Source organism: Noviherbaspirillum humi (assembly GCF_900188095.1).
Classification (GTDB): domain Bacteria; phylum Pseudomonadota; class Gammaproteobacteria; order Burkholderiales; family Burkholderiaceae_D; genus Noviherbaspirillum; species Noviherbaspirillum humi.
Genome location: NZ_FZOT01000002.1, coordinates 307,871 through 333,033, shown reverse-complemented (window position 1 = coordinate 333,033; position 25,163 = coordinate 307,871). Strand labels below are relative to the sequence as shown.

The window sequence follows — 25,163 nt, the reverse complement described above, 5'->3', positions numbered from 1 at the left end:
ATGTTAGACAACATCGATCTGACCAAGCTTATCTTCGGTCGGCTGGGCTGGGATGCGATTCCCTTCCATGAGCCGATCCTGATCGGCACCTTCATCATGGTGGCGATCGGCGGACTCGCCGTCCTCACCCTGCTGACCAAGTTCAAGCTGTGGGGCCCGCTGTGGCGCGACTGGTTCACCAGCATCGACCACAAGAAAATCGGCATCATGTACATCGTGCTCGGCCTCGTCATGCTGCTGCGCGGCTTCGCCGACGCCCTCATGATGCGCGCCCAGCAGGCGGTCGCCTTCGGCGACTCCGCCGGCTTCCTGCCGCCGCACCACTACGACCAGGTCTTCACCGCCCACGGCGTGATCATGATCTTCTTCGTCGCGATGCCGCTGGTGACGGGCCTGATGAACTATGTCGTGCCGCTGCAGATCGGCGCGCGAGACGTCGCCTTCCCGTTCCTGAACAACTTCAGCTTCTGGATGACCACCTTCGGCGCCGTGCTGGTGATGGCCTCGCTGTTCGTGGGTGAATTCGCCCGCACCGGCTGGCTCGCCTATCCGCCGCTGTCCGGCATTCTGGCCAGCCCCGACGTCGGCGTGGATTACTACATCTGGGCGCTGCAGGTGGCGGGCGTCGGCACGCTGCTGTCCGGCGTGAACCTGATCGTCACCATCATCAAGATGCGCGCTCCCGGCATGACCATGATGAAGATGCCGGTGTTCACCTGGACCTCGCTCTGCACCAACGTGCTGATCGTCGCCGCCTTCCCGGTGCTGACTGCCGTGCTCGCCATGCTGTCCCTGGACCGCATGTTCGGCATGAACTTCTTCACCAATGACCTCGGCGGCAACGCCATGCTGTACGTGAACCTGATCTGGATCTGGGGCCATCCCGAGGTCTACATCCTGGTTCTGCCGGTGTTCGGCATCTTCTCGGAAGTGGTGTCCACCTTCTCCGGCAAGCGCCTGTTCGGCTACAAGTCCATGGTGTACGCGACCGTGGTCATCACCATCCTGTCCTACCTGGTGTGGCTGCATCACTTCTTCACCATGGGTTCGGGCGCCAGCGTGAACTCGTTCTTCGGCATCACCACGATGATCATCTCGATCCCGACCGGCGCCAAGATCTTCAACTGGCTCTTCACCATGTACCGCGGCCGCATCCGCTTCGACGTGCCGATGCTGTGGACGGTGGGCTTCATGATCACCTTCGTCATCGGCGGCATGACCGGCGTGCTGCTGGCGGTTCCGGCGGCCGACTTCGTGCTGCACAACAGCCTGTTCCTGATCGCCCACTTCCACAACGTGATCATCGGCGGCGTGGTGTTCGGCCTGTTCGCCGGCATCAACTACTGGTTCCCGAAGGCCTTCGGCTTCAAGCTGGACGAGTTCTGGGGCAAGGTCTCCTTCTGGTGCTGGCTGGTCGGCTTCTACCTCGCCTTCATGCCGCTGTACGTGCTCGGCCTGATGGGCGTCACCCGCCGCATGAGCCACTTCGAGGATCCGTCGCTGCAGATCTGGTTCCAGATCGCCGCCCTCGGCGCGGTCCTGATCGCGCTCGGCATCGGCGCCATGGGCATGCAGTTCTACGTCAGCTTCAAGCGCCGCCATGCGCTGGCCGACGTGACCGGCGACCCATGGAACGGCCGCACCCTGGAATGGTCGACCTCGTCGCCGCCGCCTGACTACAATTTCGCGTTCACCCCGCGCGTCTTCGACACCGACGCCTGGGCCGACATGAAGAAGGCCGGCTACGTCCGCCCGATGGAAGGCTTCGTGCCCATCCACATGCCGAAGAACACGGGCGCCGGCTTCATCATCGCCGCACTGTCCGCGCTGGTCGGCTTCGCCCTGATCTGGCAGATGTGGCTGGTGGCCGGCATCGGCTTCGTCTCGATGCTGACCGCGATCATCGTCCATACCTTCAACTACAAGCGCGACTTCTACATCCCGGCGGACCAGGTGGTCCGTACCGAAGCCGCGCGTACTCGAATGCTGGAAAGCCATGTCTGAGATCCTCGCCACCCCTGAAAGCGCCATCAGCGCCGACAAGAGCTCCCGCTTCTATGTGAAGGAGCACCATCCGGAAAACGGCACGCTGCTCGGCTTCTGGATTTACCTGATGAGCGACTGCCTGATCTTCGCCTGCCTGTTCATCGGCTATGCGGTGCTCGGCCGAAATTACGCCGGCGGTCCGAGCGGCGCGGAGCTGTTCGACCTGCCGCTGGTGGCGCTCAACACCGCCATGCTGCTGTTCTCGTCGATCACCTACGGCTTCGCCATGCTGGAGTCGCAGAAGAAGCGTCTCGGCAGCACCCTGATGTGGCTCGGGGTCACCGGTCTGTTCGGCCTGGCCTTCCTCTCGCTGGAACTGTATGAGTTCGCCCACCTGATCCACGAAGGCGCCGGCCCGCAGCGCAGCGGCTTCCTGACCGCGTTCTTCTCGCTGGTGGCTACCCACGGCCTGCACGTGACCTTCGGCATCGTCTGGCTGGTGACGCTGTGCTTCCAGCTGAACCGCCACGGACTGATCCCCGAGAACCGCCGCCGCCTGATGTGCCTGTCGATGTTCTGGCACTTCCTCGACGTGGTCTGGATCGGCGTCTTCACCTTTGTCTACCTGATGGGAGTTCTGCCATGAGCGGACATCACGCACAACCGGCGCACGGCGCCCACGAGCACCACGGCCACGGCGATCACCATGGCCATGACGGCCATGACCACGGCAGCCTGAAGAGCTACGCCGTCGGCTTCATCCTGTCGGTGATCCTGACCGCCATCCCGTTCTGGCTGGTGATGGGCAAGAAGATCGACAGCTCCGGCACCCTGGGCATCGTCCTGCTCGGATTTGCCGTCGTGCAGATCGTGGTGCATATGATCTACTTCCTGCACATGAACTCGAAGGCGGAAGGCGGCTGGTCCATGCTGGCAATGCTTTTCACCGTGCTGGTCGTCGGCATCATGCTGGCCGGCTCGATCTGGGTCATGTACCACATGAACCACAACATGATGCCGGGCATGGGCCCGGACGCCGCGCAGCACGTGCACAAGCTGCCATGACGCAGCGGCCGGCGCAGGGCGGGGAAGGGGCTTTCACCGAAGCCCCGCCCCGCTCGCGCTCCCGTACCACCCGCGTGGTGCTTGCCATCCTGGCGGCGATGTTCTTCGCCGCCTTTTGCGCTTTGGGGACCTGGCAGGTGAAACGCCTGCACTGGAAACAGGACCTGATCGAGCGCGTCAACCAGCGCGTGCATGCCGAGCCGGTTCCCGCGCCCGGCCCCGAGCGCTGGCCTGCCGTCACCGCCGAATCCGACGAGTACCGCCATGTGCGGCTGTCCGGCGTTTTCCTCCATGAACACGCCGCCCGCGTCCAGGCCGTCACCGACCTCGGCAGCGGCTACTGGCTGCTGACGCCGCTGCGCCAGGCCGACGGCAGCATCGTGCTGGTGAACCGCGGCTTCATCCCGCCGGGACAGATCATGGCCAAGGAGCCGCCGGCCGCCGACAGGCCGACGGTGACCGTCACCGGCCTGCTGCGCATCAGCGAGCCAAACGGCGGCTTCCTGCGCAAGAACGATCCCGCCGCCGACCGCTGGTATTCGCGCGACGTGCAAGCGATTGCCGCTGCGCGCCGCCTGGAGCGCGTCGCTCCCTATTTCGTCGATGCCGACGCCAGCCAGGCCGATGCCGAGGCACAAAACGCCGGCGCAGGCGGCGTGCGGCCGACCGGCGGACTCACCGTCATCGCCTTTCACAACAGCCATTTGGTCTATGCCGTAACTTGGTATGCTCTTGCCTTGATGGTCGCGGCCGCCTTCTTCTGGGTGGTCCGGGACGAGCGCAAGCGGCGCCGGGGCTGATGCTGTCCGGATGCCGTCATCCGGGAATGAAGAAATGCTGACCAAGTCGAGATACGCTGGCGCCGCCGAGCAGGCCAGCAAGCCATGGACCGCCGAGTCCACGGTGGAGCGGGCCGCCGGCCACAAGAACATGCAGCAGCTGATCCAGCTGCGCTGGATCGCCGTCATCGGCCAGCTGACCACCATCGAAGTCGTGACTTACGGCTTCGGCATCGAACTGCCGCTGCAGAACATGCTGATCGTGCTGGCTTGCCTCGCCGCCTTCAACGGCGTCAGCGAGCTGCGCTGGCGCATGCAGAAGCCGGTGACCAACAATGAGCTGTTCCTGGCGCTGCTGGTGGACGTCGGCAGCCTGACGGCCCAGCTTTACTTCAGCGGCGGCCTGACCAATCCCTTTGCCTTCCTTTATCTGCTGCAGGTGATTCTCAGCGCGGTGCTGCTGGAAGCCTGGTCGACCTGGACCATCGTCGCCATCACCAGCGCCTGCCTCGCCGGCTTGGCGCTGTTCTCGAAGCCCCTGATCCTGCCGGCGAACAACGAGCATCCCATCTTCAGCCTGTACGTGCAGGGCGTGCTGATCTGCTTCATGCTGAATGCGGGGCTGCTGGTCGCCTCCATCACCCGCATCTCCGCCAACCTGCGCGCCGGCGACGCCATGCTCGCCAACCTGCGCCAGCAGGCGGCGGAAGAGGAGCACATCGTGCGCATGGGACTGCTTGCCTCGGGCGCGGCGCATGAGCTCGGCACGCCGCTGGCGACGCTGTCCGTGATCCTCGGCGACTGGAGACGGATGAAGGAATTCAAGAGCAACCCGGAGCTGCTGGAAGAAATCACCGAGATGGAAACCCAGCTCAAGCGCTGCAAGTCCATCGTCAGCGGCATCCTGCTTTCCGCCGGCGAAACCCGGGGAGAATCCTCCACCAAGACCACCATCGCCACGTTCCTGGACGACATCGCCCGCGAGTGGCGCGCCACCAGGCCGATTCAAACCTTCGTCTATGAAAACCGGATCGAGGACGACATGCCGGTGGTGTTCGATTCGGCGCTGAAGCAGACCGTCTATAATCTGCTGGACAACGCGATCGAAGCTTCGCCGCACTGGCTGAGCATGATCGCGCGTCGCGAAGGGGATTCCCTGGTGCTGATGGTCAGCGACGATGGCCCGGGGTTCGCGCCGGAAATGCTGGCGCAGTTCGGCAAGCCCTATCAGTCGACCAAGGGTCGCCCGGGCGGCGGTCTGGGCATCTTCCTCGCGGTGAACGTCTCGCGCACGCTGGGCGGCATGCTGACGGCGCGCAATCGCGCCGAGGGTGGCGCCGTCGTCCAGCTGACCCTGCCGCTGTCCCGCATCGCCCTCCCGGAGGAAGAGAAGCATGTCAGCCGATGAAGAACGCGTGCTATTGATCGTCGAGGACGATGCCGCTTTCGCACGCACCCTGGGCCGTTCCTTCGAGCGGCGCGACTACAAGGTGCTGGTGGCGTCCAGCCTGGAAGAGGTGGAAGCGATGCTTGAGCAGCATTCCCCTGGCTACGCGGTGGTCGACCTGAAAATCACCGGCAATACCTCCGGCCTTGCCTGCGTGCAGTTGCTGCACAAGCACGATCCGGAGATGCAGATCGTGGTGCTGACCGGGTATGCCAGCATCAATACCGCGGTGGAAGCGATCAAGCTCGGCGCCTGCCATTACCTTGCGAAACCATCGAACACCGACGACATCGAAGCGGCGTTCGGCCACGTCGCCGGCACCGAGCCGGTGGAACTGACCAACCGCGCCACCTCCATCAAGACGCTGGAGTGGGAGCGCATCCATGCGACCCTGGCCGAGACCAACTTCAATATTTCGGAGACCGCGCGCAGGCTTGGCATGCATCGCCGCACGCTGGCACGCAAGCTGGAAAAGCAAAGAGTGAAGTAATGTGCGGCATAGGGATTTTCCGATGCGTGTAACAGGCGGCGATGCTGCAAGGGAGACCTGGTTGCCCTTGCTTTCCTGCGGTGCCGTGCACAGAAATTCCCTTCGCTGACCCGGCACTGCCCTGCAATGCAGCGTGAGATTTCCCTCATCTGCGGTGTGCTTGCGTTGGGTGCTGTTGCCGCCGGAAATCGCGACTCCTCAGGCATCTTTTCGCCGGCTGAGGAATAATGGCTCCTTGTCTTTCACGCCATTTGCAATATTCCATGCCTAACCCCTCGCCACGGTCCTCTTCGTTCCTGTGGCTCGCCACAGTTGCAAGCATTAGCGTGCTGTTACTCGCGACGCTGGTGCTGACCAAGAGCATTCAGCGCGAAGCGGATTCCTGGCAATGGGTGGTACATACACGCGCGGTGCTGGAGCGACTGCAGATCGTCCTCACGCTGACCAGTGAAGCAGAAGCGGCCCAGCGGGGCTTTCTCATTTCCGGTGCAGAGAGGCAACTGCTTATCTACAGGCAAGACAGCGAAGGGGTGACGGCTGAAATAGATGCACTCAAGAGCCTGACCCACGATAACCCCGTTCAACAGCAGGCCATCGGAAAATTCAAGGAGCTGGTGCTGCAGCGGCTCGGGCTCCTGCACAGCACGCTGCAAATGAAGTTGGACGGAGCCCCTTTTGATCCTGAGCTTCTCGAATCGGGCTTTCGCGTCAAAACTGCGATCCTTGAGCAAGCTGCGAAGATCAGGGCAGAAGAACAGCGTCTGCTCAATGAGCGCGAAGCCCGGGTGCTGCGCGCCAGGACCGAACTCATCGTTTCCGTCGCCGCGGTGTTTGTGCTCTCGATCGGACTGCTGGTCTTTCTGCGACTCCTTTACGAAAAAAATGCGGCGAGCCTCCTCGCGGAAAGAGCCCAGCTCAGGGAGGCGCAGCGCCAGCTCCAGGAGGCGAATCAGCTGCTGGAGCAGCGAATCCAGGAACGAACCCAGCAAATCGCGGAAGCCAATGCCGAACTGCAGGGCTTTGCGCATACCGTTGCGCACGACTTGCGTGCACCGCTGCGCAACGTAGAGGGATTTGCCTCTGCGCTGCTGGAGGATGAAGCCGACCGCATGTCTGATGACGGGAAAATGTTTGCCGGCCGCATCTGTGCCGCGGTCGTGCGCATGGACCGGCTGATCACCGACCTTCTTGCCTATAGCCGCCTTTCCCGCAGCGAGCTCAGGCTGCAACGCGTCGATACGAGCGAGGTATTGAAAGCCGTTCGACGCGACCTGGAAAGCCAGATAAGCGAAACGCAGGCGCAGATCATCGTCGATGAGCCGCTGCCGGCCGTGCAAGCCAACCAGGCCGTATTCATGCAAATTATCTCTAACTTATTGGCGAATGCGCTAAAATTTGTTGCACAGGGGAAATTACCGCGGGTGCGAATCCATGGCGCCAGCGTCAATGGCATGAGCCGGATCAGTATCGAAGATAACGGCATCGGCATCGACCCGGCGCACCATGACCATGTGTTCGGGGTTTTTGAGCGTCTCCATGGTCAGGAGCAATATCCGGGTACCGGCATCGGCCTGGCGATCGTCAAGAAGGGAGTGGAACGGATGGGTGGCCAAATCAAGGTGCAGGGCTTGCCGGACGGCGGAACCCGGTTCGAGGTCTTTCTCCCTTCAGCGGAAAAGAACGCCGATGAGCAGCGATGAAGTCATGCCGCTGGAGGCGGGCGTTCCGTCCGTCATGCTCGTTGAAGATAATCCGGACGACGTGCTGCTGACGCGCCGGGCGGTGCGGAAAGCCGGCCTGCGCATTTCTCTCAGCGTCGTCGGCGACGGCGACGACGCCGTCGCGTATCTCGAAGGCAGCGGCGCCTATGCCGACCGAGGCACATTTCCCTTGCCTGCGCTGATCCTGCTCGACCTGAAGCTGCCCAAACGCTCGGGACTCGACGTGCTGCAGTGGATACGTGCCCGCCAAGCGCTCGCCACCACGCCGGTCATCGTGCTGACCTCTTCGACCGAGGAGGAAGATATCGAGCAAGCCTATCGGCGCGGGGCCAACTCGTACCTGCAGAAGCCGGTGGCATTCGGCGAATTGGCAAGAATGCTGGTCGTCCTCGGATCGTACTGGATAGATACCAACCTGACGGCGCCACGTTCGGCTGCCGGTTACTGAGAGACTCATGGCCTTATCGATTCTTCTCCTGGATGACAATCCCGATGATCGCGCCCTGTCCCGCAGGGAGCTTGAACGGCATTTTCCGGGCTGCGCGATCCGGGAAGCGGGGGACCGTGCGGCCTTCGAAGCGCAGATGGCGGCCGGACTGGCCTACGACGTAATCATCACCGACTACCAGATGCGATGGACCACCGGGCTGGATGTGCTTCAGCGCGTGAAGGCGCATGACGCCGAGCGGCCAGTCATCATGTTCACCGCAACAGGCACCCAGGAAATCGCGGTCGAAGCCATGAAGCTCGGGCTCGACGACTATGTGATCAAGAGCCCGCGCCATTATGCGCGGCTGCCGGTAGCGGTGCGGACCTGCCTGGACCGCGCAGAGATTCGCGCCCGCGCCATCCGTTCGGAAACCCGCCTTTCCGCCCTGCTGGAGAACATCCATCTCGGCGTGTTCCGCATGTCGCTCGACGGCCGCGTCGAGGAAGCCAATGCGGCGCTGCGAACCATGCTGGGCCGCGACCTGAGCCCGGCAGAAATGGCTGGGCATCCGCTCCTGGCAAAAGTCAGGGAAAAGCTTCCGTCGCTTGCGAAGACCCTGGATGCGGCCGAAATCCAGGCCCAGTTCGAAAGCGACCCCGCTGGCTTCAGGTTTTATGTCGTCAAGCTGCTGCGGGTCCGGGTCAATGGACATGACGCCATCGACGGAATCGTGGAGGATGCGACGTCGCTGCGGCGCGCGGATGCCGAGATTCATCGCCTCAACGCCGAACTGGAGCAGCGCATCCTGGAGCGGACCAACCAGCTTGAGGAGGCCAACGAGGCGCTCGAGGCCTTCGGATTTTCCGTATCCCATGACTTGCGCGAGCCGCTTCGCACCATTCAAGGATATGCGCACGCACTGCGCCAGGACTTCGGCGCAGGCGAGTTAGATAACCTGCGCAACTACATCGACCGGATCGACGTGATCGCCAGGCGGATCGACCTGATGGTCTCCGACCTGCTCGAGTTCGCCCGTCTCTCCCGCGCGGAAATCCCGACGGAGATCGTGCGGGTGGCTGCGGCCGTCGGCGAAGCTCAGGCAGTGTTGCAGGCTGAACCGGCTTACCGCCAGGCCCGCATCCAGGTCTGCATGGATCCGGAGCTCTCCGTGAAGGCGCATCGCCTGACTCTGGTGCAGGCCTTGACCAACCTGTTGTCGAACGCCTGCAAATTCGTTCGCGCCGGCCAGTCGGCGGCAATCGTCATCCAGGCCGTACCCGAAGGGCGAAAAGTCAGGATAGCGGTGCAAGACAATGGCATCGGCATCGACGAAGCGGCATTGGGGCGTATCTTCAACGTGTTCGAGCGCCTTCACGGCGAGGAGGAATATCCCGGCACGGGAATCGGTCTCGCCATCGTGAAGAAGGGCGTCGAGCGCATGGGAGGCAGCGTCGGCGTCGAGTCGACGCCCGGCACGGGATCCACGTTCTGGATCGCGCTCGAACGTCCCTGAAAGAAGACCGGAACATGACAACGCTAACCGTCCTGCTGGTCGACGACAATCCCGACGACCGCGCCTTGGTGGCGCGGGAACTCGAACATCACATCGCCGGCGTGCGGGTCGAGCATGCCGGCGATGAGCAGGCGCTCAACGAGGCCATCGGCAGAAACCGCTTCGATCTGGTGATTACGGATTACCGCTTGCGCTGGTCGACCGGCACCGAAGTTTTGCGCGAGATGAAGCGTCGCTTTCCGAAGAAGCCGGTGATCATGTTCACTGGCAGCGGCAACGAGGAAGTCGCCGTCAACGCGATGAAGGGGGGCCTGGACGACTACATCACGAAGACGGTCAAGCACTACCCGCGCATCCCTTATGCGGTCCTGTCGTGCGTCGAGCGCGCCCGGCAGCGTGAGCAGCTGAGCCAGGCGCTGGAGCGGGAAACCCTCGCCAAGGTGCGGCTCGAAATCGCTCTGCAATCGGCACGCATGGGCACCTGGCAGTTCGACGTGCAAAGCAACGGAATCATTTATTCGGATGCGATCGGGCCGATGTTCGGCCAGCCGGAAGGTTTTGTCCACGCCAGCTTCCAGCATTGGCTCGGTGATGTCCATGTCGATGACCAGCCCGCGGTCATGGCGGCCTGGGATGCGGCGATGGCCGGCGGCGATGACTATCAGGCCCAGTTTCGGGCAATCGGCGCCGATGGCCGGACGCGATGGATCGCCTCCAGCGGAAAGATCATCCGGGACGAAGGGAACGCGCCGAAGCTGGTGATCGGCGCAGCGCGCGACGTGACCGACGAGGTGGCCGCTCGCGAGCGCACGCAGCGGCAGCAGGAAGAATTGCAGACCATCCTCGACGTGCTGCCCGTCGGCATCGCGATCAGCCGCGATCCCGAGGCGAATGGCATCCAGTTCACGCCCTATCTGGCCGAGTTGCTCGGCGTGGCGTCCGGGGCCAATGTCTCGTCCACCGGGGCGGGCGTGGCTGACCTTCCGTACCGGGTCTTCCGCGATAACGCGGAAGTGTCCCCCGACGACCTGCCGATGCAGCGTGCCGCGCGGCATGGCATCGACGTGCGCGGCGAGGAACTGGAAATGCGGCTTGCCGACGGCAGGTCGATCGTCCTGTTGATCAATACGTCTCCATTGCGGGATGGCGCTGGAAAGGTTCGCGGCGCGGTGGGCGCGCTCATGGATGTGACCGCGCTCAAGCAGACCCAGCATGAGCTGGAGGAGGCAAACCGGCAAAAGACCGAGTTCCTGTCGGTGCTGTCGCATGAACTGCGCAATCCCATGGCGGCGATCGGTTATTCCATTGATCTGCTGAGGCATGTCGGCTCGCCGGAGGTGATCAGCAAGGCGCGCGCGGTGATCGAGCGGCAGACGGCGCATATGGGCAGGCTGCTGGACGACCTGCTCGACCTGAGCCGCATCACCCGCAACAAAATCGATCTGGATATGAAGCCGCTCGATCTGCGGCGGGTGATCGAGCTTGGGTACGAGAGCGCGAAGCCCATGATCGACCCGTTCAGCCATGACGTGGTGCTGGTTCTGGCTCCCGAGCCCATCCTTGTGCAGGGCGACGAAGTCCGGCTGACTCAGGTGCTGACCAACCTGCTGAGCAATGCGGGAAAATTCACGCCGCCGGGCGGACGCATCGAGGTCAAGGCGTTTCTTGCCGCCGGCAAGGCCGTCGTCCAAGTGGCCGACAATGGTATCGGCATCGATCCAAAGAAATTGGACAAGGTCTTTGAAATGTTCTTCCAGGGGCAGACCAAGGCCAGCGGCGGGGCCACCGGCCTTGGAATCGGCCTGGCGGTTGTCCACAAGCTGGTCACCCTCCACGGTGGAACCGTCAGTGCTTACAGCGATGGTGCGGGCCAAGGCGCCTGCTTCCGGATGGAATTGCCCATTCAGTACCGGGGAGAGGCCAGCCCGGCCACGCTGTCGGAAGGCGAGGTGTGGGAAGCGGGGAATGGCCGCATCCTGGTTGCCGATGACAATGTCGATGCCGCCAACCTGCTGAGCGACGTGCTGCGCCTGGATGGATACACCGTGCAAACGGTTTATGACGGCCAGTCGGCCATCGAGTTGTCGAAGAAGGAGGTTCCCGATGTCGCGATCCTCGATATCGGCATGCCGATTGCCACGGGCAATGAAGTGGCGCGCTGGATGAGAAGCCAGCCCTGGGGCGGCCGGGTCGCGTTGATCGCCGCCACGGGATGGGGGCAGAAGGAGGATCGGATCGCCACGATGGAAGCCGGATTCGATCATCACCTCGTCAAACCAATCAATGGCCGCAAGATTGCCCGACTCGTCGCGGAAATGCTGCGTCAGCGCAGGATGGGAAACTGAGGCAGGAACGATCTCTGCGACGGGACATCATCCGGAACGAACGTTCTGCTGGAAACCGGCTTTGCTTTGAAATCGCAATTGAATCATCCGGCGAGCCTCGACCCGATGAACGGTGCCCATCGACAAGCGGCTAGTCTGGCCGCTGAAGCGCCGCTTCAAATCGCCATCGCATCACGCAGCAAGCGATCCCCGCCGGCGAGAGCATCCCGGCCCCCGGAGCGGAGAACGCGACAGAGTGCCGCCCGGCTTTGGAATGATCTCCTTGGTATTGCCCGGGAAACCGAATGGGGAAGCGGCCGGAGCAGCGCAGTGCCCACCAAGGTAGGCGCCAAAACAAAAAGGCCCGCGTCAAAACGCGGGCCTTTATTCCAGGCTCGATGACTTTTCCGGAAACTGGAAGTCATCTTGAAAAGACCCAGGCATCGGGCCTGAGTCTTGAATTTTGGGGTGGCCGATGGGACTCGAACCCACGACGACAGGAATCACAATCCTGGAAAAGTATTATTCATTGCTGTTGATAAACATGCTTAAAACCTTGTAACCCTATAAAAAACAGACACATAACAGGAAATACTCCTGTCGTTGCGTTGACGAAAGTTGATTGCTATACTCGAAACCGGGTTACATAGGGGTTACACGGGATGGCAATTCAATGTCAAAAGTGAAATTTACGGCGGGCCGGGTAGAGGGGTTCCAGTGTGAACCGGGTAAAAGCCAATCTTTCCTTTGGGACACAGAAGCGCCGGGCTTAGGACTCCGTGGGACTGCCAGTGGTGCCAAATCCTACATCTTTCAAGCCAAGCTGAACGGACAGGCAATTCGCATCACTATTGGCAACCCTAAGACCTGGAGCATTGACGATGCTCGCACTGAGGCGCGTCGTCTGAAAGTCATAATCGACAGCGGGAAAGACCCGCGCCAAGTGCAAGCCGATGCGCTGGCCGCTGACCAAGCCGCTCGCGATGAGCGAGCCGCCCAAGCTGCAGCGCGTGAGTTTCAAGCCAGACGCGAAGCCGTAACCCTTGGTATGGCGTGGCCGATGTATATCGAGGCCCGCCGCAGGAAATGGGGACAATGGACCATTCGGGACCATGAGACGGTCGCCCGCCGTGGAGGCGAACCAAAAAAGCGTGGCAAGGGCCTGACCGAACCAGGACCGTTGGCATCCCTGCTTGACGTCAGATTATCCGACTTAACCGGCAAGCGCATTGGGGAATGGCTGGTCGCTGAAGCGGAAAAGCGCCCGACACAAGCTTCGCTGGCTTTTCGTCTGCTGTCAGTGTTCGTCAACTGGTGCGACTCTCAAGGGGAATATGCGGGCTTGGTGCCGCCTGGAGCCTGCAAATCGTCTCAGGTCCGGGATGAGCTGCCCGCCAAGAATGCTAAGCAGGATGACAGCCTACAGCGCGAACAACTCCCTATGTGGTTTAAAGCCGTTCGCGAAATGGCGAATCCGGCGCAATCGGCTTACCTGCAAATCTTGCTGCTGACCGGAGCCCGCCGCCGTGAGCTGGCCGCCCTGAAGTGGGACGACGTAGATTTCCAGTGGCAGAAAATGACCATCCGGGACAAGGTGGAAGGGGAACGGACCATCCCGCTTACGCCATATGTCGCGCATCTTCTACTGGCACTGAAGGCACGAAACGACGCGCCGCCGACCGTCCGATGGTTGCGAACGCTGGAGCAGCGCAATGAAACATGGAAGCCATCGGAATGGGTTTTTTCCAGCAAGGCGGCATCCAATGGTCAGTTAGTAGACCCAACTCCGGGTCATAAGCGGGCGCTCAAAGCTGCGGGGCTGCCTGACGTCACGTTGCATGGCCTGCGCCGCTCCTTTGGAACGCTCGCTGAATGGACGGAAGCGCCTGCCGGTGTGGTGGCACAAATTATGGGGCACAAGCCAAGCGCCATTGCAGAGAAGCATTACCGAAACCGCCCGATTGACCTGTTGCGCATGTGGCACGTCAAGATTGAGGCATGGGTGCTAGAGCAGGCAGGAATAGAGTTTAAGACGGAAGAAAAGGGGTTAAGGGTAGTTACCGCTGCCTGACCGAATCCAGAAATGTTAAAGCGCCAGACTATCCCGACGGGGAGAAAAGCAGGTTCCTTCGCCTGCATGTCTGGCGCCCCAATTACGAAGGGCGGCGCAGCGAAGGAGCGCAACTTTGGAAGAAAAAAATTACTTTGCTTGGCTATCCATCGATGATGGCAAGCCGGTGAAGTTTGCCGAGCTGGCGGATATGATGGCGAAAGCCCTGCATCCAAGCGATGATGAATGGATGGATTATGGCGTTGCGCGGGTCAATCTAGAGCAGGAGTTACCCCAAGCAGTGCAGCGAGGTGAGCTTGTCGTTCGAAACCCCGCTGGCCTTGGTCGGCATACGTTCCCTGTTGGTCAATCGCTGAAAAGCTCGGTAGTCCTCCCTCAAGATTTAATCCCTTTCCTTGGTGCCAGAAGTATCGGGCTGCGTATTGTGAAACAGCAGGCGGAGGCAAGAAGCATTGACTGGGAATACTGGCGCGCCATGCGAAAGGCCAAAGAATGGCAAGCTTGCGCCTTGTCGCTGGGCCTTGACCCCGACTCGATGAAAGGCCATCCGCAGGCTTGGATGGCAGGCCCAGGCAGTGGGCAGCTTTTTACTTCAGACAGCTTTCCATCTACCGACGCGCAAGTAAAGTTCGAGAAAAGACTCAGGCTGCTTCGTGCTAACCGATACGACCGTGCAGTATTTACTCCACCGCTGACGCAATACAGCAGCCTTGGTCCCGATGAAGTGCTTTTGTCGGAGTTCGCCGCTTGGGGGCAGTCTGTCGGCTGGCCTGACATGCCGCCGGAGCTAGTGGAGATGGCAAAACCGGTGGCTCTCCCGCGTTCGACAAAAGAAGCCAAGCCATTCGCACCAAAGACGCGCATCGAACCGCAAGGGGGAGACTCACTGACACCGACGATTTGGACGATTTGCTATGACCTTAGGGACGCGGGCAAGAAGGTTACGGCCGGCCCGGTCATGGCTGAATTGAAGCGGATGGCAACACAAAAAATCCACCCGTTGACTTGTACGACGGCTGGCGGGGTGAAGTACGAATATGAGAAGGGAGACGAGCAGGAGCTAACGGCGCCACAACTGGACAAACGTGTACAGGAATGGAGAAAAGTCGGAGGCTAGCCGGAAGGTAATCGGAGGGAGGCGGAGGGCTGTCGGAGGGTCTATCGTCACCACGCTTCCCCGTGCATAAAGTTTGTATCGCCTGCGCTTCACCGCGAATCAATCGCAGTGGCGCTATACCTCTAGAAAGGAACATGGCGATGCAAATTTCCATCTCTCTCCCGCCCGCACTTGCCGCAATCGCGGCAGGCCGAGACCACATTCAAACTTCCGAGTTTGCCCGCGCAACAAATCGCGCTAGCCAAACCCTCAGGAAGCATTATTGCCTCACCGGGCATTGCTTCGGCATCCGACCCGTCAAGTTCGGCAACCGCCTGCTGTGGCCCGTTGCCGAAATTGCCGCGCTGCTGAACGGGAGCGCAAAATGAAAAACCCGGAGAGCCGCCAAGCATCAACCGGGTTTGAGCAATTATCGTTCTTGCCTGAGCCTGATTTTAATCCCATTTGGCCGAACCATGCGACGCAACCTGGTATTGCTTTGGCTCGAATGCTTAAAGGTGAACGCCTAACCCAGCCTAGCTATGGGCTGCGCTGCTGGCGACTGGCCGCATACATCAAAGAGCTTGATTATCTAGGATGGCCCGTCGAGGCCCAGGATGTACCTTGTCCCGACGGATGCGGCACTGGCCGCCCTATTCGTGAATACTGGTTGTCGCAACGTGTTATTGCCGCCGTGTCGGGCGACAAGGGGGTGGAATGATGGTTGCCATTGGTTATCTTGCAATGGTGCCTCCTGACGTCGCCTTGCTGGTGCTGGTGGTGTTGTCTGGAGGTGTCGCATGATGCAGGAACAGGACCGCGCCGCATCTGCCCTGAGGCACCTTGATTCCAGTTGCCCGCGTGAGGAATGGGTAAAAGCTGGCATGGCCGCGAAAGCTGCCGGACTCTCCTTTGAGACGTTCCACGACTGGAGCGCATCGGCTGGCAACTATTCCAGTGAACGCGACTGCCTGACAGTCTGGAAGTCGTTTAGCGAGGACGGGCCGGTGACGGCAAATTCACTCTATGCGATGGCTTACGCGCAAGGCTGGCAAGACCCGGCAAAGCGCCTCCAAGCTGCGAACGGCGGCCAGGCAAGCATTGTCCCCGCCGCACCAAGGAAAGCGCCTGTAACGCCGATTAAGCAAGCCGAGAGCGCCAAGGCTGCCGAGGTGTGGGGCCGCTGCAACCCCGCGCCCGCTGACCATCCCTACATTGCCCGAAAAGGCGGTTTGCCGGATGGCCTGCGGGTTTATCCCACCGATGCGCCGCCGTTGGTCATCCGTGAGCGGAACGTGGCCGGGTGCTTGGTAGTGCCAAGCCGCGACCTTGGCGGCAAGCTGCAAACGCTGCAATTCATTCCAGAGCAGGGCGACAAGCTGAATCTGCCAGGTGCGAGCTTCGGCAATGGCTGTCATTTGGTGGGTGAGATTGGCGACCGGATTTATATCGTTGAGGGTTTGGGGCAGGCGTGGGCCGCCCATGCGGCAACGGACGCCGCTGCTTTGGTTTGCTTCGGGGCTGGACGGATGAAAACTGTAGCCGCTGCCGCTCGTGAGCAGTACCCCGCCGCCCGGCTGGTTCTGGTGCCTGACCGGGGCAAGGAGGCGCAAGCCGCTGAGATAGCCCAAGCAGTCAATGGCGAGTGGTGCGAGCTGCCCGCCGACAAGGCCGCCAATTACGATGCGAACGATTACGCAATCGAGTATGGAGCCGATGCGCTGGCATCCCTTCTGGAGCGAACCAAGGAGCCGCCCAAGCCAGAACGGCGTTTCAAGCTGCTGGGAAGCGCCGACCTTCACGCCTTGCCGCCGCTGCAATGGCGCGTTCGTGGGGTGCTGCCGGCTGCTGGCGTGGCTGCCCTGTACGGGCCGAGCGCATCCGGGAAATCGTTTCTAGGCTTCGATATGGCCGCTGCTGTGGCGGGCGGTCGAACTTGGTTCGGGTGCCGTGTAGAGGCCGCGCCAGTGGTATATGCCGCGCTCGAAGGGGAGGCTGGGTTCCGGTTGCGGGTGGCCGCATGGGAGGCGCACGAAGGCCGCAAGCTGCCCGATTCGCTGCGCATGGTGCTGCAACCGTTCAAGTTGACCGAGCCGGGCGACGTGCAGGACCTTGCCGCCGTCGTGCCCGCTGGTGCCGTGGTTTTCATCGACACGCTGAACCGGGCCGCGCCGACTGCCGACGAGAACAGTAGCCGCGACATGGGCGAAATTCTGGAAGCCGCCAAGCGATTACAGGCGATGACGGGCGGGCTTGTGGTGCTGGTTCACCATACCGGGAAAGACTCGACTAAGGGTCTACGCGGGCATAGTTCCCTATTTGCTGCGATGGATGCCGCCATCGAAGTATCGAGAGATGGCGACCGCCGTGAATGGAAGGTGGCGAAGTCCAAGGACGGTGAGGACGGCAATTCTCATGCCTTCAGGCTCCAAGTGGAGGCACTCGGGGAGGACGAGTTCGGCGACCCGGTGACTTCTTGCGTGGTGGTTCCTGATACTGCTGCCCATGACGTCAAGCGCGTGAAGACGCCAAGCGGTGGGAATCAACGTCTTGTTACCGATGCCTTGCGTCCCTTGTTCATTACTGGCGTAACCGGCAAGCCAGGAGCGCCGCCATCCCGCCCCTGCATCGAACTTGAACGGGCCGTCACTGCTGGTGCTGCAAGCCTGACATGCCCTACAGATAAGCGAACTTCCCGCGCCAGAGAGGCAATCACTGGGCTGATTTCCCGTGGTTATCTTGGGTGCAATGAGGGGTGGCTATGGGTAAGGTGAAACGCCGAAATTCTCCATTTTCTCCGTTTTCGGAGAAGTCCGACGCCGAAATTCTCCTCCCCCCTTATATAGGGGAGGAGAAGACCGGAGAGCTTTCCGGCAATCGGGCTTGCACTGATTTATTGAGTGATGACCTTCCTCTAGTACGAAGCAATGCCAAGCCCGGAGCCGCCGCGCTGGTGGAAGTGCTCAAGACCTTGCGAGCGCATCCGATGGTGGCATGGTGCGAACGGATAAACAGCAGGGCCGCTACGGTAGGAGGCCGGTTCATTCGGTTTGGCTGGCCCGGCTGCCCTGACGTGCTGGGACAACTGAGGGGTGGCCGGTTGCTGGGCGTGGAGGTGAAGGCCGCCAAGGGGAGGCTGAGGCCGGAACAATCCGCTTTCCTGAAGCGCATCCGGCCTGCCGGTTGCGTGGCACTCGTTGCGAAGGATTGCCGCGATGTCCTGGCCGAACTTGGGCCGTTAAAGAAAGTGAGAATCGAATGACCAACAACCCGAACAAGCGTAGCCCCAAAAAGGAAGATTCACGGGCCGCAAATCCAAACACTCTGCAAGTAACACAGCGGGAAGGGGAGACGGAGGGCAGAGCCCATTCCCGGATGATGGCAAGCCCAACCGTGAACGCTGCTGTGACCATGTTCAACTTCCACCCCATGAAGGCGGGGGCAAATATCACTGATTTGGTTGACGAACTGGGTAAGCAGGTATTGACCATCCGTGGCGACTGCATGGACCGCCCGGAAGCGATGTTGGCAGCCCAGGCACATGCGCTAGACGCCATGTTCACCTGTTTGGCTCAGAAGGCCGCAGCCAACATGAACGCGGGTTATCTTCCGGCCTCAGAAACCTATCTTCGGATGGCGTTGAAGGCGCAATCTCAATGCCGCACAACCTTAGAAGCTCTGTCAGAGATTAAGTACCCGCGCTCTCCAACCTTCATTAAACAGCAGAATGTGGCGCAACAGCAGCAAGTCAACAATGGTCCGATGAACTCTGCGTCCAGTACGCGCACGCACGAGAAAGATATAAATCCGACGAACGAAATATTGGAGGTTTCAAATGGCAAACGGCTGGACTCCGGAGCGACGAGCTCGACAGGCAGCATTAATCAGGAATTGGCGACCATGGGAACAGGCGACCGGACCCAAGACAAAATCCGGGAAAGCAGTTAGTAGTCAGAACGCGTTTATCCATGGCGCATATAACGCCGAAACTAGAGAAGCGAGAAGACGGGTCAATGATTTGCTAGAAGAAAACAAACGGGCATTAAGGGCTGTTCTAAAGTAAGAGGATTCAGTCTAATCACGCCCGTTTCCTTACCTCTTTTAGAAAAGGTTGTTAAACCGGACTCCGTAAAAGGCAATGATTCTTTATCGGGAAACATCCATCCAATATCTGAACGGAGGAATTGGACATAAGCATCGTGGAATCAGCATAAGAGTTAACCGGTGTGTTGCTGTCTTGGAAAAGCTTTGCTAGAAATTGCCTGAACTTTTACGCCTCGTTTACGCCTTTTCTACTACGCTACATTTATCGCAACGAGGAGGGTGCAGATATATCACCCGGAAAGTTGCATTCTAGGAAACGAGCGTTAAGTGAGTCATTTCTTATTACACTGGGCAAGCTATCTAGCTCCAGAAGCTAATTCCTCTGGTAATAGGGGGGTTAAACCTTCTTTGGCTTACCTAGGCGCCGCCGCAATTCCACTCCTGTGCGCAGTGACTGCAACCCCGCTACTCGCATTCCTAGACTTGGCCAACATAGTAATGCTGTTCTTGCTCAGCGTGGTCGTGGTCGCTGTTTTTTATGGGCGCGGGCCGGCTATTCTAGCGACGGCAGTCAGCGTTGCTGCGTTCGACTTCGGATTTGTTCCGCCGCGTTTTTCGTTAGGTGTGTCCGACATCCAATACCTCGTGACCTTTGCCGTGATGCTCGCCGTTGGCCTCCTAATAGCTCAGTTGACTAGCCGTTTGCGCGCTGAAGTGCTTGCCGCGGACAAGCGGGAGGCCGAATCCACAGCACTCTACGAATTCGCACGTGACTTGTCAGGTGCCCTTCAAACCGAGCAAATCGTGGAGGTCTCCAGCAAAGTTATCAGGACAACCTTTCGTATGCGCTCTTTCATCCTGCTACCAGATGCGGATGGGCGACTGACTCTGCCACCTATACCGGCAACTCATCCGGCTGAAATCCCACTGTTGACCGTCTTAGATTTGAGTATCGCTCAATGGAGTTTTGACCGAGCGAAACCTGCCGGTGCCGGGACAGCGCTGTTGTCTGCCTCAGAATTTGCATTCTATCCATTGGTTTCGCCATTGCGTACTCGCGGCGTGCTAGCCCTTCGCTGTGAGCACCACGAGCAAGCCGCATTGCTTGGCCACGCCAATCAGGTCATGACCTTTGCCGCCCTAATCGCAATCGCACTCGAGCGGCAGCATTACCTTAAAGTGGCCCAGGATACCGAGTTGCAAGTGGAGTCCGAGCGGCTGCGTAACTCATTGCTTGCAGCCCTCTCGCACGATATCCGAACCCCATTAACTTCCATCGTGGGGCTGTCGGAATCACTGGCAAGGTCCAAGCCACCTTTGGCCACGCATCAGCAGGAGGTCGCCTACGCGCTGCGCGATAGCGCTTTGCACCTGAACGACATGGCCTCTACGCTGCTAGAAATGGCTCGCCTTCAGAGTGGCAAGGTGAGCCTGAATCTTCAATGGCAACCCTTCGAAGAGGTGGTTGGTAGTGCTCTCCGGACTTGTAAGACAGCCCTAGCAAACCATAAAGTCCGTGTAGACCTGCCTTATAACTTGCCGCTGGTACGGTTCGATGCCGTCCTGGTGGAGCGGGTGTTATGCAACCTACTGGAAAATGCTGCTAAGTACACACCGGCCGGCTCTCATGTGACCATCACCGCGGAAAAGTGGGATAACGACCTTCGCGTGGCAGTACTTGATACGGGACCCGGGCTACCAACTGGACAGAAGCAGGACATCTTCGAGAAATTTGTTCGCGGTAATCGGGAATCCGCTCTACCAGGCGTTGGTCTCGGATTAGCCATCTGCCGGACTATCATCGAAGCGCATAAGGGGACGATTCATGCATATAACGTCCCTAAGAGCGGGGCCTGCGTTGTTTTTACGCTGCCACTCGAGAACCCTCCGGCTTTGCCTGACATAGAAGCGTCAGAAGACTTGGGCCTAGGTGTTGCAAATGACTGAATCCGCCAAAGTTGCCGTTGTGGTGGAAGACGAGCCACAAATCCGGCGCTTCGTAAAGCTATCTTTGGCTGAGGAAGGATGGCAGGTGCACGAAGCGGAGACACTACGGCGAGGGCTCGCTGAGACTAGTGCGCGCAAACCAGACCTCATTGTCCTGGACCTTGGCCTACCGGATGGAGACGGCATCGATTTCATCAGCGACATCCGAAGTCGGTCTACCGTCCCCATTATCGTGCTGTCCGCCCGCACCATGGAAACGGAAAAAGTCCGGGCACTGGACGCGGGCGCTGATGACTATCTTACCAAGCCGTTCGGCGTCGAGGAGCTTCTTGCGCGCGTACGCTCAATGCTACGACGCCAGCAATATGCCAATCAGCCTTCGACTTTAGTTTCCTTTGGCGATGTGACGATTGACACCCAGACGCGGCTGGTAAAGAAAGCCGGTCAGGTGGTGAAGTTATCGCCAACCGAATATCGCCTCCTAGCCGCACTTATCGCCAACGCTGGCAAGGTGGCGACTACCCAACACCTCTTGCGCGCTGTTTGGGGTCCTGCACAGGCAGAGAACGCCCACTACCTCAGAATCTACATGAGTCACCTCCGGCAAAAGCTGGAAGAAGACCCTACTCAATCGCAATACCTGCTGACCGAAACTGGCGTCGGCTATCGCTTGCTTCTCCCGGGCTGACTTTCTTCGTACCCACGATTATCACCTCACAAAATGCATACCGCTGCCATCACTGCTCCCCATGAGCTGCATAAGTCCAGTATTGCCACCCTGACCCTCGCCGCTATCGGTATCGTCTATGGCGACATTGGCACCAGTCCGCTGTATACGATGAAGGAGGTTTTTTCTCAGGAACACGGCTTGCCGCTGACAGAAGCGAACCTGCTGGGGGTGGTTTCTCTCATCCTTTGGGGCCTGACCCTCATCGTATCGCTGAAATACGTGACGCTCATCCTGCGCGCGGATAACCGGGGCGAAGGCGGCATCATGGCCTTGGTTGCCTTGGCCCTTGCCTCCGTGACGTCTAAATCGCGCTGGTATTTCTCGCTTACGATGGTCGGCCTCATTGGTGCGGCGCTCTTTTTTGGCGATGGCGTCATCACCCCCGCAATCTCCGTACTGTCTGCCGTAGAAGGCTTGGAAGTCGCAACACCTGCTTTGAAACCCTATGTGGTGCCACTAACCGTAGTCATCCTGTTTGCACTTTACGCCTTGCAGCGCCGAGGAACGGCAGGTATAGGCAAGTGGTTTGGCCCCATTGTGGTTGTGTGGTTCATTACCTTAGCGGGTATGGGTTTGGTCAATATTTTGGCCAACCCGCAAATATTGCATGCACTGAATCCTTGGCACGCAATTCAGTTCTTGGTCAGGAACGGCTGGCTGGCCTTTCTGGCCCTAGGTGCGGTGGTGCTTGCCTTCACTGGTGCAGAAGCACTGTATGCCGATATGGGGCACTTCGGTAAACGACCCATCCGCCTGGCTTGGTTCATAGTGGTGTTTCCGGGGCTGGCGCTGAATTACCTTGGCCAAGGTGCGTTACTACTATCGAACCCTGCGGCTGTCTCAAACCCGTTTTACCAGCAACTGGGGCCATGGAGCATTTATCCACTCGTAGCACTTTCCACGGTCGCCACGGTGATTGCGTCGCAGGCGACCATTTCCGGCACTTTCTCCATTATCCAGCAGGCGATTGCACTTGGATACGTTCCTCGCATGCGGGTTGTCTACACCTCTGAGCGGGAAATGGGGCAAATCTACATCCCTTTTATCAACTGGCTACAGTTCGCAGCCGTGGCGGCGGCCGTAGTGGGGTTCGGCGATTCGACCCATCTTGCCTCGGCTTACGGCATCGCCGTGACGGCCACCATGCTACTTACGACCATCCTAACGTTCTTTGTCGTGCGCTATGGATGGGGGTACAACCTTGCCATCTGCTGGCTCGCTACCGGCTTTTTCCTCCTCATTGATTTTGCATTCTTTGCTGCCAATACCTTGAAAATTGCGCACGGAGGCTGGTTTCCGCTTGTATTGGGTGCCGGCGTAATGACCGTCATGCTGACCTGGAAGCAGGGTAGAAACCTAGTATTCGAAAATCTGCAGCATCATCTTGTGCCGCTCAGTGACTTCCTACAGTCGCTTTTTGTAAGTCCCCCTACACGAGTCGACGGAACGGCAATTTTCTTCCGGATGGAAGGCGATGGTGTGCCACATGCGATGCTGCACAACCTCCTGCATAACAAGGTACTTCACGAGCGAACCATTTTCTTGACCGTGCTGAACGCCGATATCCCGCGAATACCCGAAACACAGCGAGTCGAAGTGGAAAATCTGGGGGAGAACTGCTTTCAGGTTAATGTCCACTATGGCTTCATGGACGAGCGCGACATCCCACGTGCGTTGGAGTTGTGTTCACAAAAGGGCCTAGAGTTCAACCCCATGGAGACATCCTTCTTTGTTGCTCGGCAAAACGTCATACCGAAAGTGGGCAGTGGCATGGCGCTCTGGCGTGAATCGCTATTTGCAACCATGGCGCGTAACGCCCGAGATGCTGCCGATTATTTTCGTATTCCGGCAAACCGCGTTATTGAAGTCGGTACGCAAGTAGAGATTTGATGCGCAGTTATCAGCACAGGAAACCACGATGCTTCATATCCTTTGGCAAAGATGGGCCTGTTTGACTGGGAGACATCGAGGAAATAACTTTTGCGCCTACTGCGGCAAACAGATACGGAGCTACCCCGTTTATCCTTTTCGGGTTTATAGCTTGGACGGCAAGGTGGACGTGAGGGTTTATGCGCTAAACGCTCATCAAGCAAAACGTAGATTTCTGCAGAGTGGACGCACCATCAGCTTGATAGTAGAACGCTTGCCTACAGTCGATTAGATGGCCCCAAATGAGTGGTTGCCTTCACTGCTCAAGGACGCAAGTTTGGACTTTGTAAGTGCACGTGAGTGCAAAGCATTCATAGTTGCTAGATTACGAAAGCGAAGAGCAGGGTGCAATCATCGCTGCCTTGCTGTCCTAACAGGAAATAGTAGGACGCAGTAGAGATTGGTCGATATTTCCCAAATCGGGTTACACAGCGGTTACACGAGGTTTTTTAGGAAACCAGAAAGCAAAAAGCCCAGTCCGAAAACTGGGCTAAGTGCTTGAATTCTTTGGGGTGGCCGATGGGACTCGAACCCACGACGACAGGAATCACAATCCTGGACTCTACCAACTGAGCTACGGCCACCAATGAAACTGCTTGTCCCTGCGTCGCGATGCCTTTCGGCATTGCGCTGCGAGGGAGCCAATGATTATACAAAAGACCGTTGAGTCTGGCAAATAAATGCGCCAGGTTTTTCCATGCGGTCAGCTGGCGGTCTTCAACGCCATGGATTGAACCCGCATGCCGAGCAGGCGGTGGAAGGCGGCGTCGAGTGAACCGGCGCTGCCGGTCGTGAAGGCGTTGATGCTGCCGGGGCCTTGCGCCGCATGCAGACAGTCATGTGCAGACAGCAGGCGGGCGAGCTGGCGCGCCACCGCTTCGCCGGTGTCGATCAGCTGCACCGGCCGGCCGGCCCGGTTGGCGATGGCATGGATGAGCTCGGCGACGAAGGGATAGTGGGTGCAGCCGAGCACGATGGTATCGGCGCCGGCTTCGAGCAGCGGCATGAGGAAGCGAGTCAGCAGGGCGGCGGTGTCAGGGGAGCGCAGCTGCCCCGCCTCGATCGCATCGGCCAGGCCGGGGCAGGGGCTGCAGACGAAGCGAACCGCGCTTTCGGCTTCAAGACGCTGCCGCAGCAGGCGGAACTTCTCGCTGGCGACGGTGCGTTCGGTGGCGAGCACGCCCACCACCGTGCTGCGCGAGGCGGCCGCCGCCGGCTTCAGGCCCGGTTCCACGCCGACCACCGCCCAGTCAGGATGCAAGGCGCGGAGATGGGCGATGGCCGCCGCCGTCGCGGTATTGCAGGCCACCACCACCGCCTTCGCGCCGGACTGGCGAAGGAAGCCGGCAATGGCGGCGCTGCGTTCCAGGATCTCGGCTTCCGGCTTGCCGCCGTAGGGCGCGAAGCCGGCATCAGCAAAATACAGCAGATTCTCCTGCGGCAGCAGCGCATGCACGTGCCGCAGCACCGACAGCCCGCCGATGCCGGAATCGAAAATGCCGATGGGGGCATCCAACGGCATGCGGTTCGGCTTGCCGTCAGATGCCCCCATCGGGTGCTTGCCGCTGTCGATTGCCGTCATCCGGCGAAG

General features: G+C 59.7%; 21 protein-coding genes and 2 tRNA genes. 20 read left to right on the top strand and 3 right to left on the bottom strand.

The window, feature by feature from the left end; genetic code table 11:
* The 10 genes from cyoB to CHB88_RS04840 all read left to right on the top strand — a co-directional run bounded on the left by cyoB (position 1) and on the right by CHB88_RS04840 (position 11,776).
* Positions 1–2,004, top strand: coding sequence for a cytochrome o ubiquinol oxidase subunit I (cyoB, locus tag CHB88_RS04885; protein ID WP_089398164.1), 2,004 nt, complete (start codon positions 1–3; stop codon positions 2,002–2,004).
* Complete coding sequence (gene cyoC, locus CHB88_RS04880; RefSeq protein ID WP_089398163.1) at positions 1,997–2,632, top strand: cytochrome o ubiquinol oxidase subunit III; 636 nt, start codon at positions 1,997–1,999, stop codon at positions 2,630–2,632. Before cyoB ends, cyoC begins: the two co-directional genes overlap by 8 nt.
* Positions 2,629–3,051 (top strand): cytochrome o ubiquinol oxidase subunit IV, encoded by a 423-nt coding sequence (gene cyoD, locus CHB88_RS04875; RefSeq protein ID WP_089398162.1) that lies wholly within the window; start codon positions 2,629–2,631, stop codon positions 3,049–3,051. The genes cyoC and cyoD overlap by 4 nt, the downstream gene beginning before the upstream one ends.
* Positions 3,048–3,851, top strand: coding sequence for an SURF1 family protein (locus tag CHB88_RS04870; RefSeq protein ID WP_089398161.1), 804 nt, complete (start codon positions 3,048–3,050; stop codon positions 3,849–3,851). Before cyoD ends, CHB88_RS04870 begins: the two co-directional genes overlap by 4 nt.
* Positions 3,852–3,885: 34 nt before the next feature.
* Entirely contained in the window at positions 3,886–5,238 is a 1,353-nt protein-coding gene (locus tag CHB88_RS04865) for an ATP-binding protein (RefSeq protein ID WP_089398160.1), read from the top strand.
* Positions 5,225–5,767 carry a response regulator transcription factor gene (locus CHB88_RS04860; protein ID WP_089398159.1) on the top strand — a complete coding sequence of 181 codons (543 nt, stop codon included), beginning with the start codon at positions 5,225–5,227 and terminating at the stop codon, positions 5,765–5,767. Before CHB88_RS04865 ends, CHB88_RS04860 begins: the two co-directional genes overlap by 14 nt.
* Positions 5,768–6,030: 263 nt before the next feature.
* The gene (locus CHB88_RS04855) at positions 6,031–7,467 is read left to right on the top strand and encodes a sensor histidine kinase (protein ID WP_176442316.1); all 1,437 of its coding nucleotides are present in this window, start codon (positions 6,031–6,033) and stop codon (positions 7,465–7,467) included.
* On the top strand, positions 7,454–7,936 hold the full coding sequence (locus tag CHB88_RS04850; RefSeq protein ID WP_089398157.1) for a response regulator: 483 nt from the start codon (positions 7,454–7,456) through the stop codon (positions 7,934–7,936). Before CHB88_RS04855 ends, CHB88_RS04850 begins: the two co-directional genes overlap by 14 nt.
* 7 nt (positions 7,937–7,943) lie before the next feature.
* The gene (locus CHB88_RS04845; protein ID WP_089398156.1) at positions 7,944–9,431 is read left to right on the top strand and encodes a sensor histidine kinase; all 1,488 of its coding nucleotides are present in this window, start codon (positions 7,944–7,946) and stop codon (positions 9,429–9,431) included.
* Positions 9,432–9,445: 14 nt separating this feature from the next.
* Positions 9,446–11,776, top strand: coding sequence for a hybrid sensor histidine kinase/response regulator (locus CHB88_RS04840; RefSeq protein ID WP_089398155.1), 2,331 nt, complete (start codon positions 9,446–9,448; stop codon positions 11,774–11,776).
* 443 nt (positions 11,777–12,219) lie between these two features.
* Here the strand turns inward: CHB88_RS04840 and CHB88_RS25050 are convergent.
* A tRNA-Ser gene (locus tag CHB88_RS25050) sits at positions 12,220–12,336 on the bottom strand.
* A 92-nt stretch (positions 12,337–12,428) separates the two neighbouring features.
* Between CHB88_RS25050 and CHB88_RS04835 the strand changes: the two genes are divergently transcribed.
* From CHB88_RS04835 to CHB88_RS04795, 10 genes are all read left to right on the top strand, one after another.
* A complete protein-coding gene (locus CHB88_RS04835; RefSeq protein WP_089398154.1) occupies positions 12,429–13,826 on the top strand; it encodes a tyrosine-type recombinase/integrase in 1,398 nt (465 codons plus the stop codon).
* A gap of 115 nt (positions 13,827–13,941) precedes the next feature.
* Positions 13,942–14,943, top strand: coding sequence for a hypothetical protein (locus CHB88_RS04830; RefSeq protein WP_089398153.1), 1,002 nt, complete (start codon positions 13,942–13,944; stop codon positions 14,941–14,943).
* Positions 14,944–15,083: 140 nt separating this feature from the next.
* Positions 15,084–15,311, top strand: coding sequence for a hypothetical protein (locus CHB88_RS04825; protein WP_089398495.1), 228 nt, complete (start codon positions 15,084–15,086; stop codon positions 15,309–15,311).
* A complete protein-coding gene (locus CHB88_RS24175) occupies positions 15,308–15,643 on the top strand; it encodes a hypothetical protein (RefSeq protein ID WP_143131124.1) in 336 nt (111 codons plus the stop codon). Before CHB88_RS04825 ends, CHB88_RS24175 begins: the two co-directional genes overlap by 4 nt.
* Positions 15,644–15,722: 79 nt before the next feature.
* Positions 15,723–17,696 carry an AAA family ATPase gene (locus CHB88_RS04820; protein ID WP_245844745.1) on the top strand — a complete coding sequence of 658 codons (1,974 nt, stop codon included), beginning with the start codon at positions 15,723–15,725 and terminating at the stop codon, positions 17,694–17,696.
* Positions 17,684–18,184 (top strand): VRR-NUC domain-containing protein, encoded by a 501-nt coding sequence (locus CHB88_RS04815; protein WP_143131123.1) that lies wholly within the window; start codon positions 17,684–17,686, stop codon positions 18,182–18,184. The genes CHB88_RS04820 and CHB88_RS04815 overlap by 13 nt, the downstream gene beginning before the upstream one ends.
* A complete protein-coding gene (locus CHB88_RS24170) occupies positions 18,181–18,870 on the top strand; it encodes a hypothetical protein (RefSeq protein WP_143131122.1) in 690 nt (229 codons plus the stop codon). Before CHB88_RS04815 ends, CHB88_RS24170 begins: the two co-directional genes overlap by 4 nt.
* A gap of 423 nt (positions 18,871–19,293) precedes the next feature.
* The gene (locus CHB88_RS04805) at positions 19,294–20,913 is read left to right on the top strand and encodes a DUF4118 domain-containing protein (protein WP_281254979.1); all 1,620 of its coding nucleotides are present in this window, start codon (positions 19,294–19,296) and stop codon (positions 20,911–20,913) included.
* Complete coding sequence (locus CHB88_RS04800) at positions 20,906–21,601, top strand: response regulator (RefSeq protein WP_089398151.1); 696 nt, start codon at positions 20,906–20,908, stop codon at positions 21,599–21,601. The genes CHB88_RS04805 and CHB88_RS04800 overlap by 8 nt, the downstream gene beginning before the upstream one ends.
* A gap of 33 nt (positions 21,602–21,634) precedes the next feature.
* Positions 21,635–23,533, top strand: coding sequence for a potassium transporter Kup (locus CHB88_RS04795; RefSeq protein ID WP_176442315.1), 1,899 nt, complete (start codon positions 21,635–21,637; stop codon positions 23,531–23,533).
* A gap of 547 nt (positions 23,534–24,080) precedes the next feature.
* Here CHB88_RS04795 and CHB88_RS04790 read toward each other — a convergent pair.
* Both CHB88_RS04790 and murI read right to left on the bottom strand, forming a co-directional pair.
* Positions 24,081–24,156: transfer RNA gene (locus CHB88_RS04790), tRNA-His, on the bottom strand.
* 119 nt (positions 24,157–24,275) lie between these two features.
* Positions 24,276–25,094, bottom strand: coding sequence for a glutamate racemase (murI, locus tag CHB88_RS04785; RefSeq protein ID WP_089398491.1), 819 nt, complete (start codon positions 25,092–25,094; stop codon positions 24,276–24,278).
* Between the last annotated feature and the right edge of the window lie 69 nt (positions 25,095–25,163).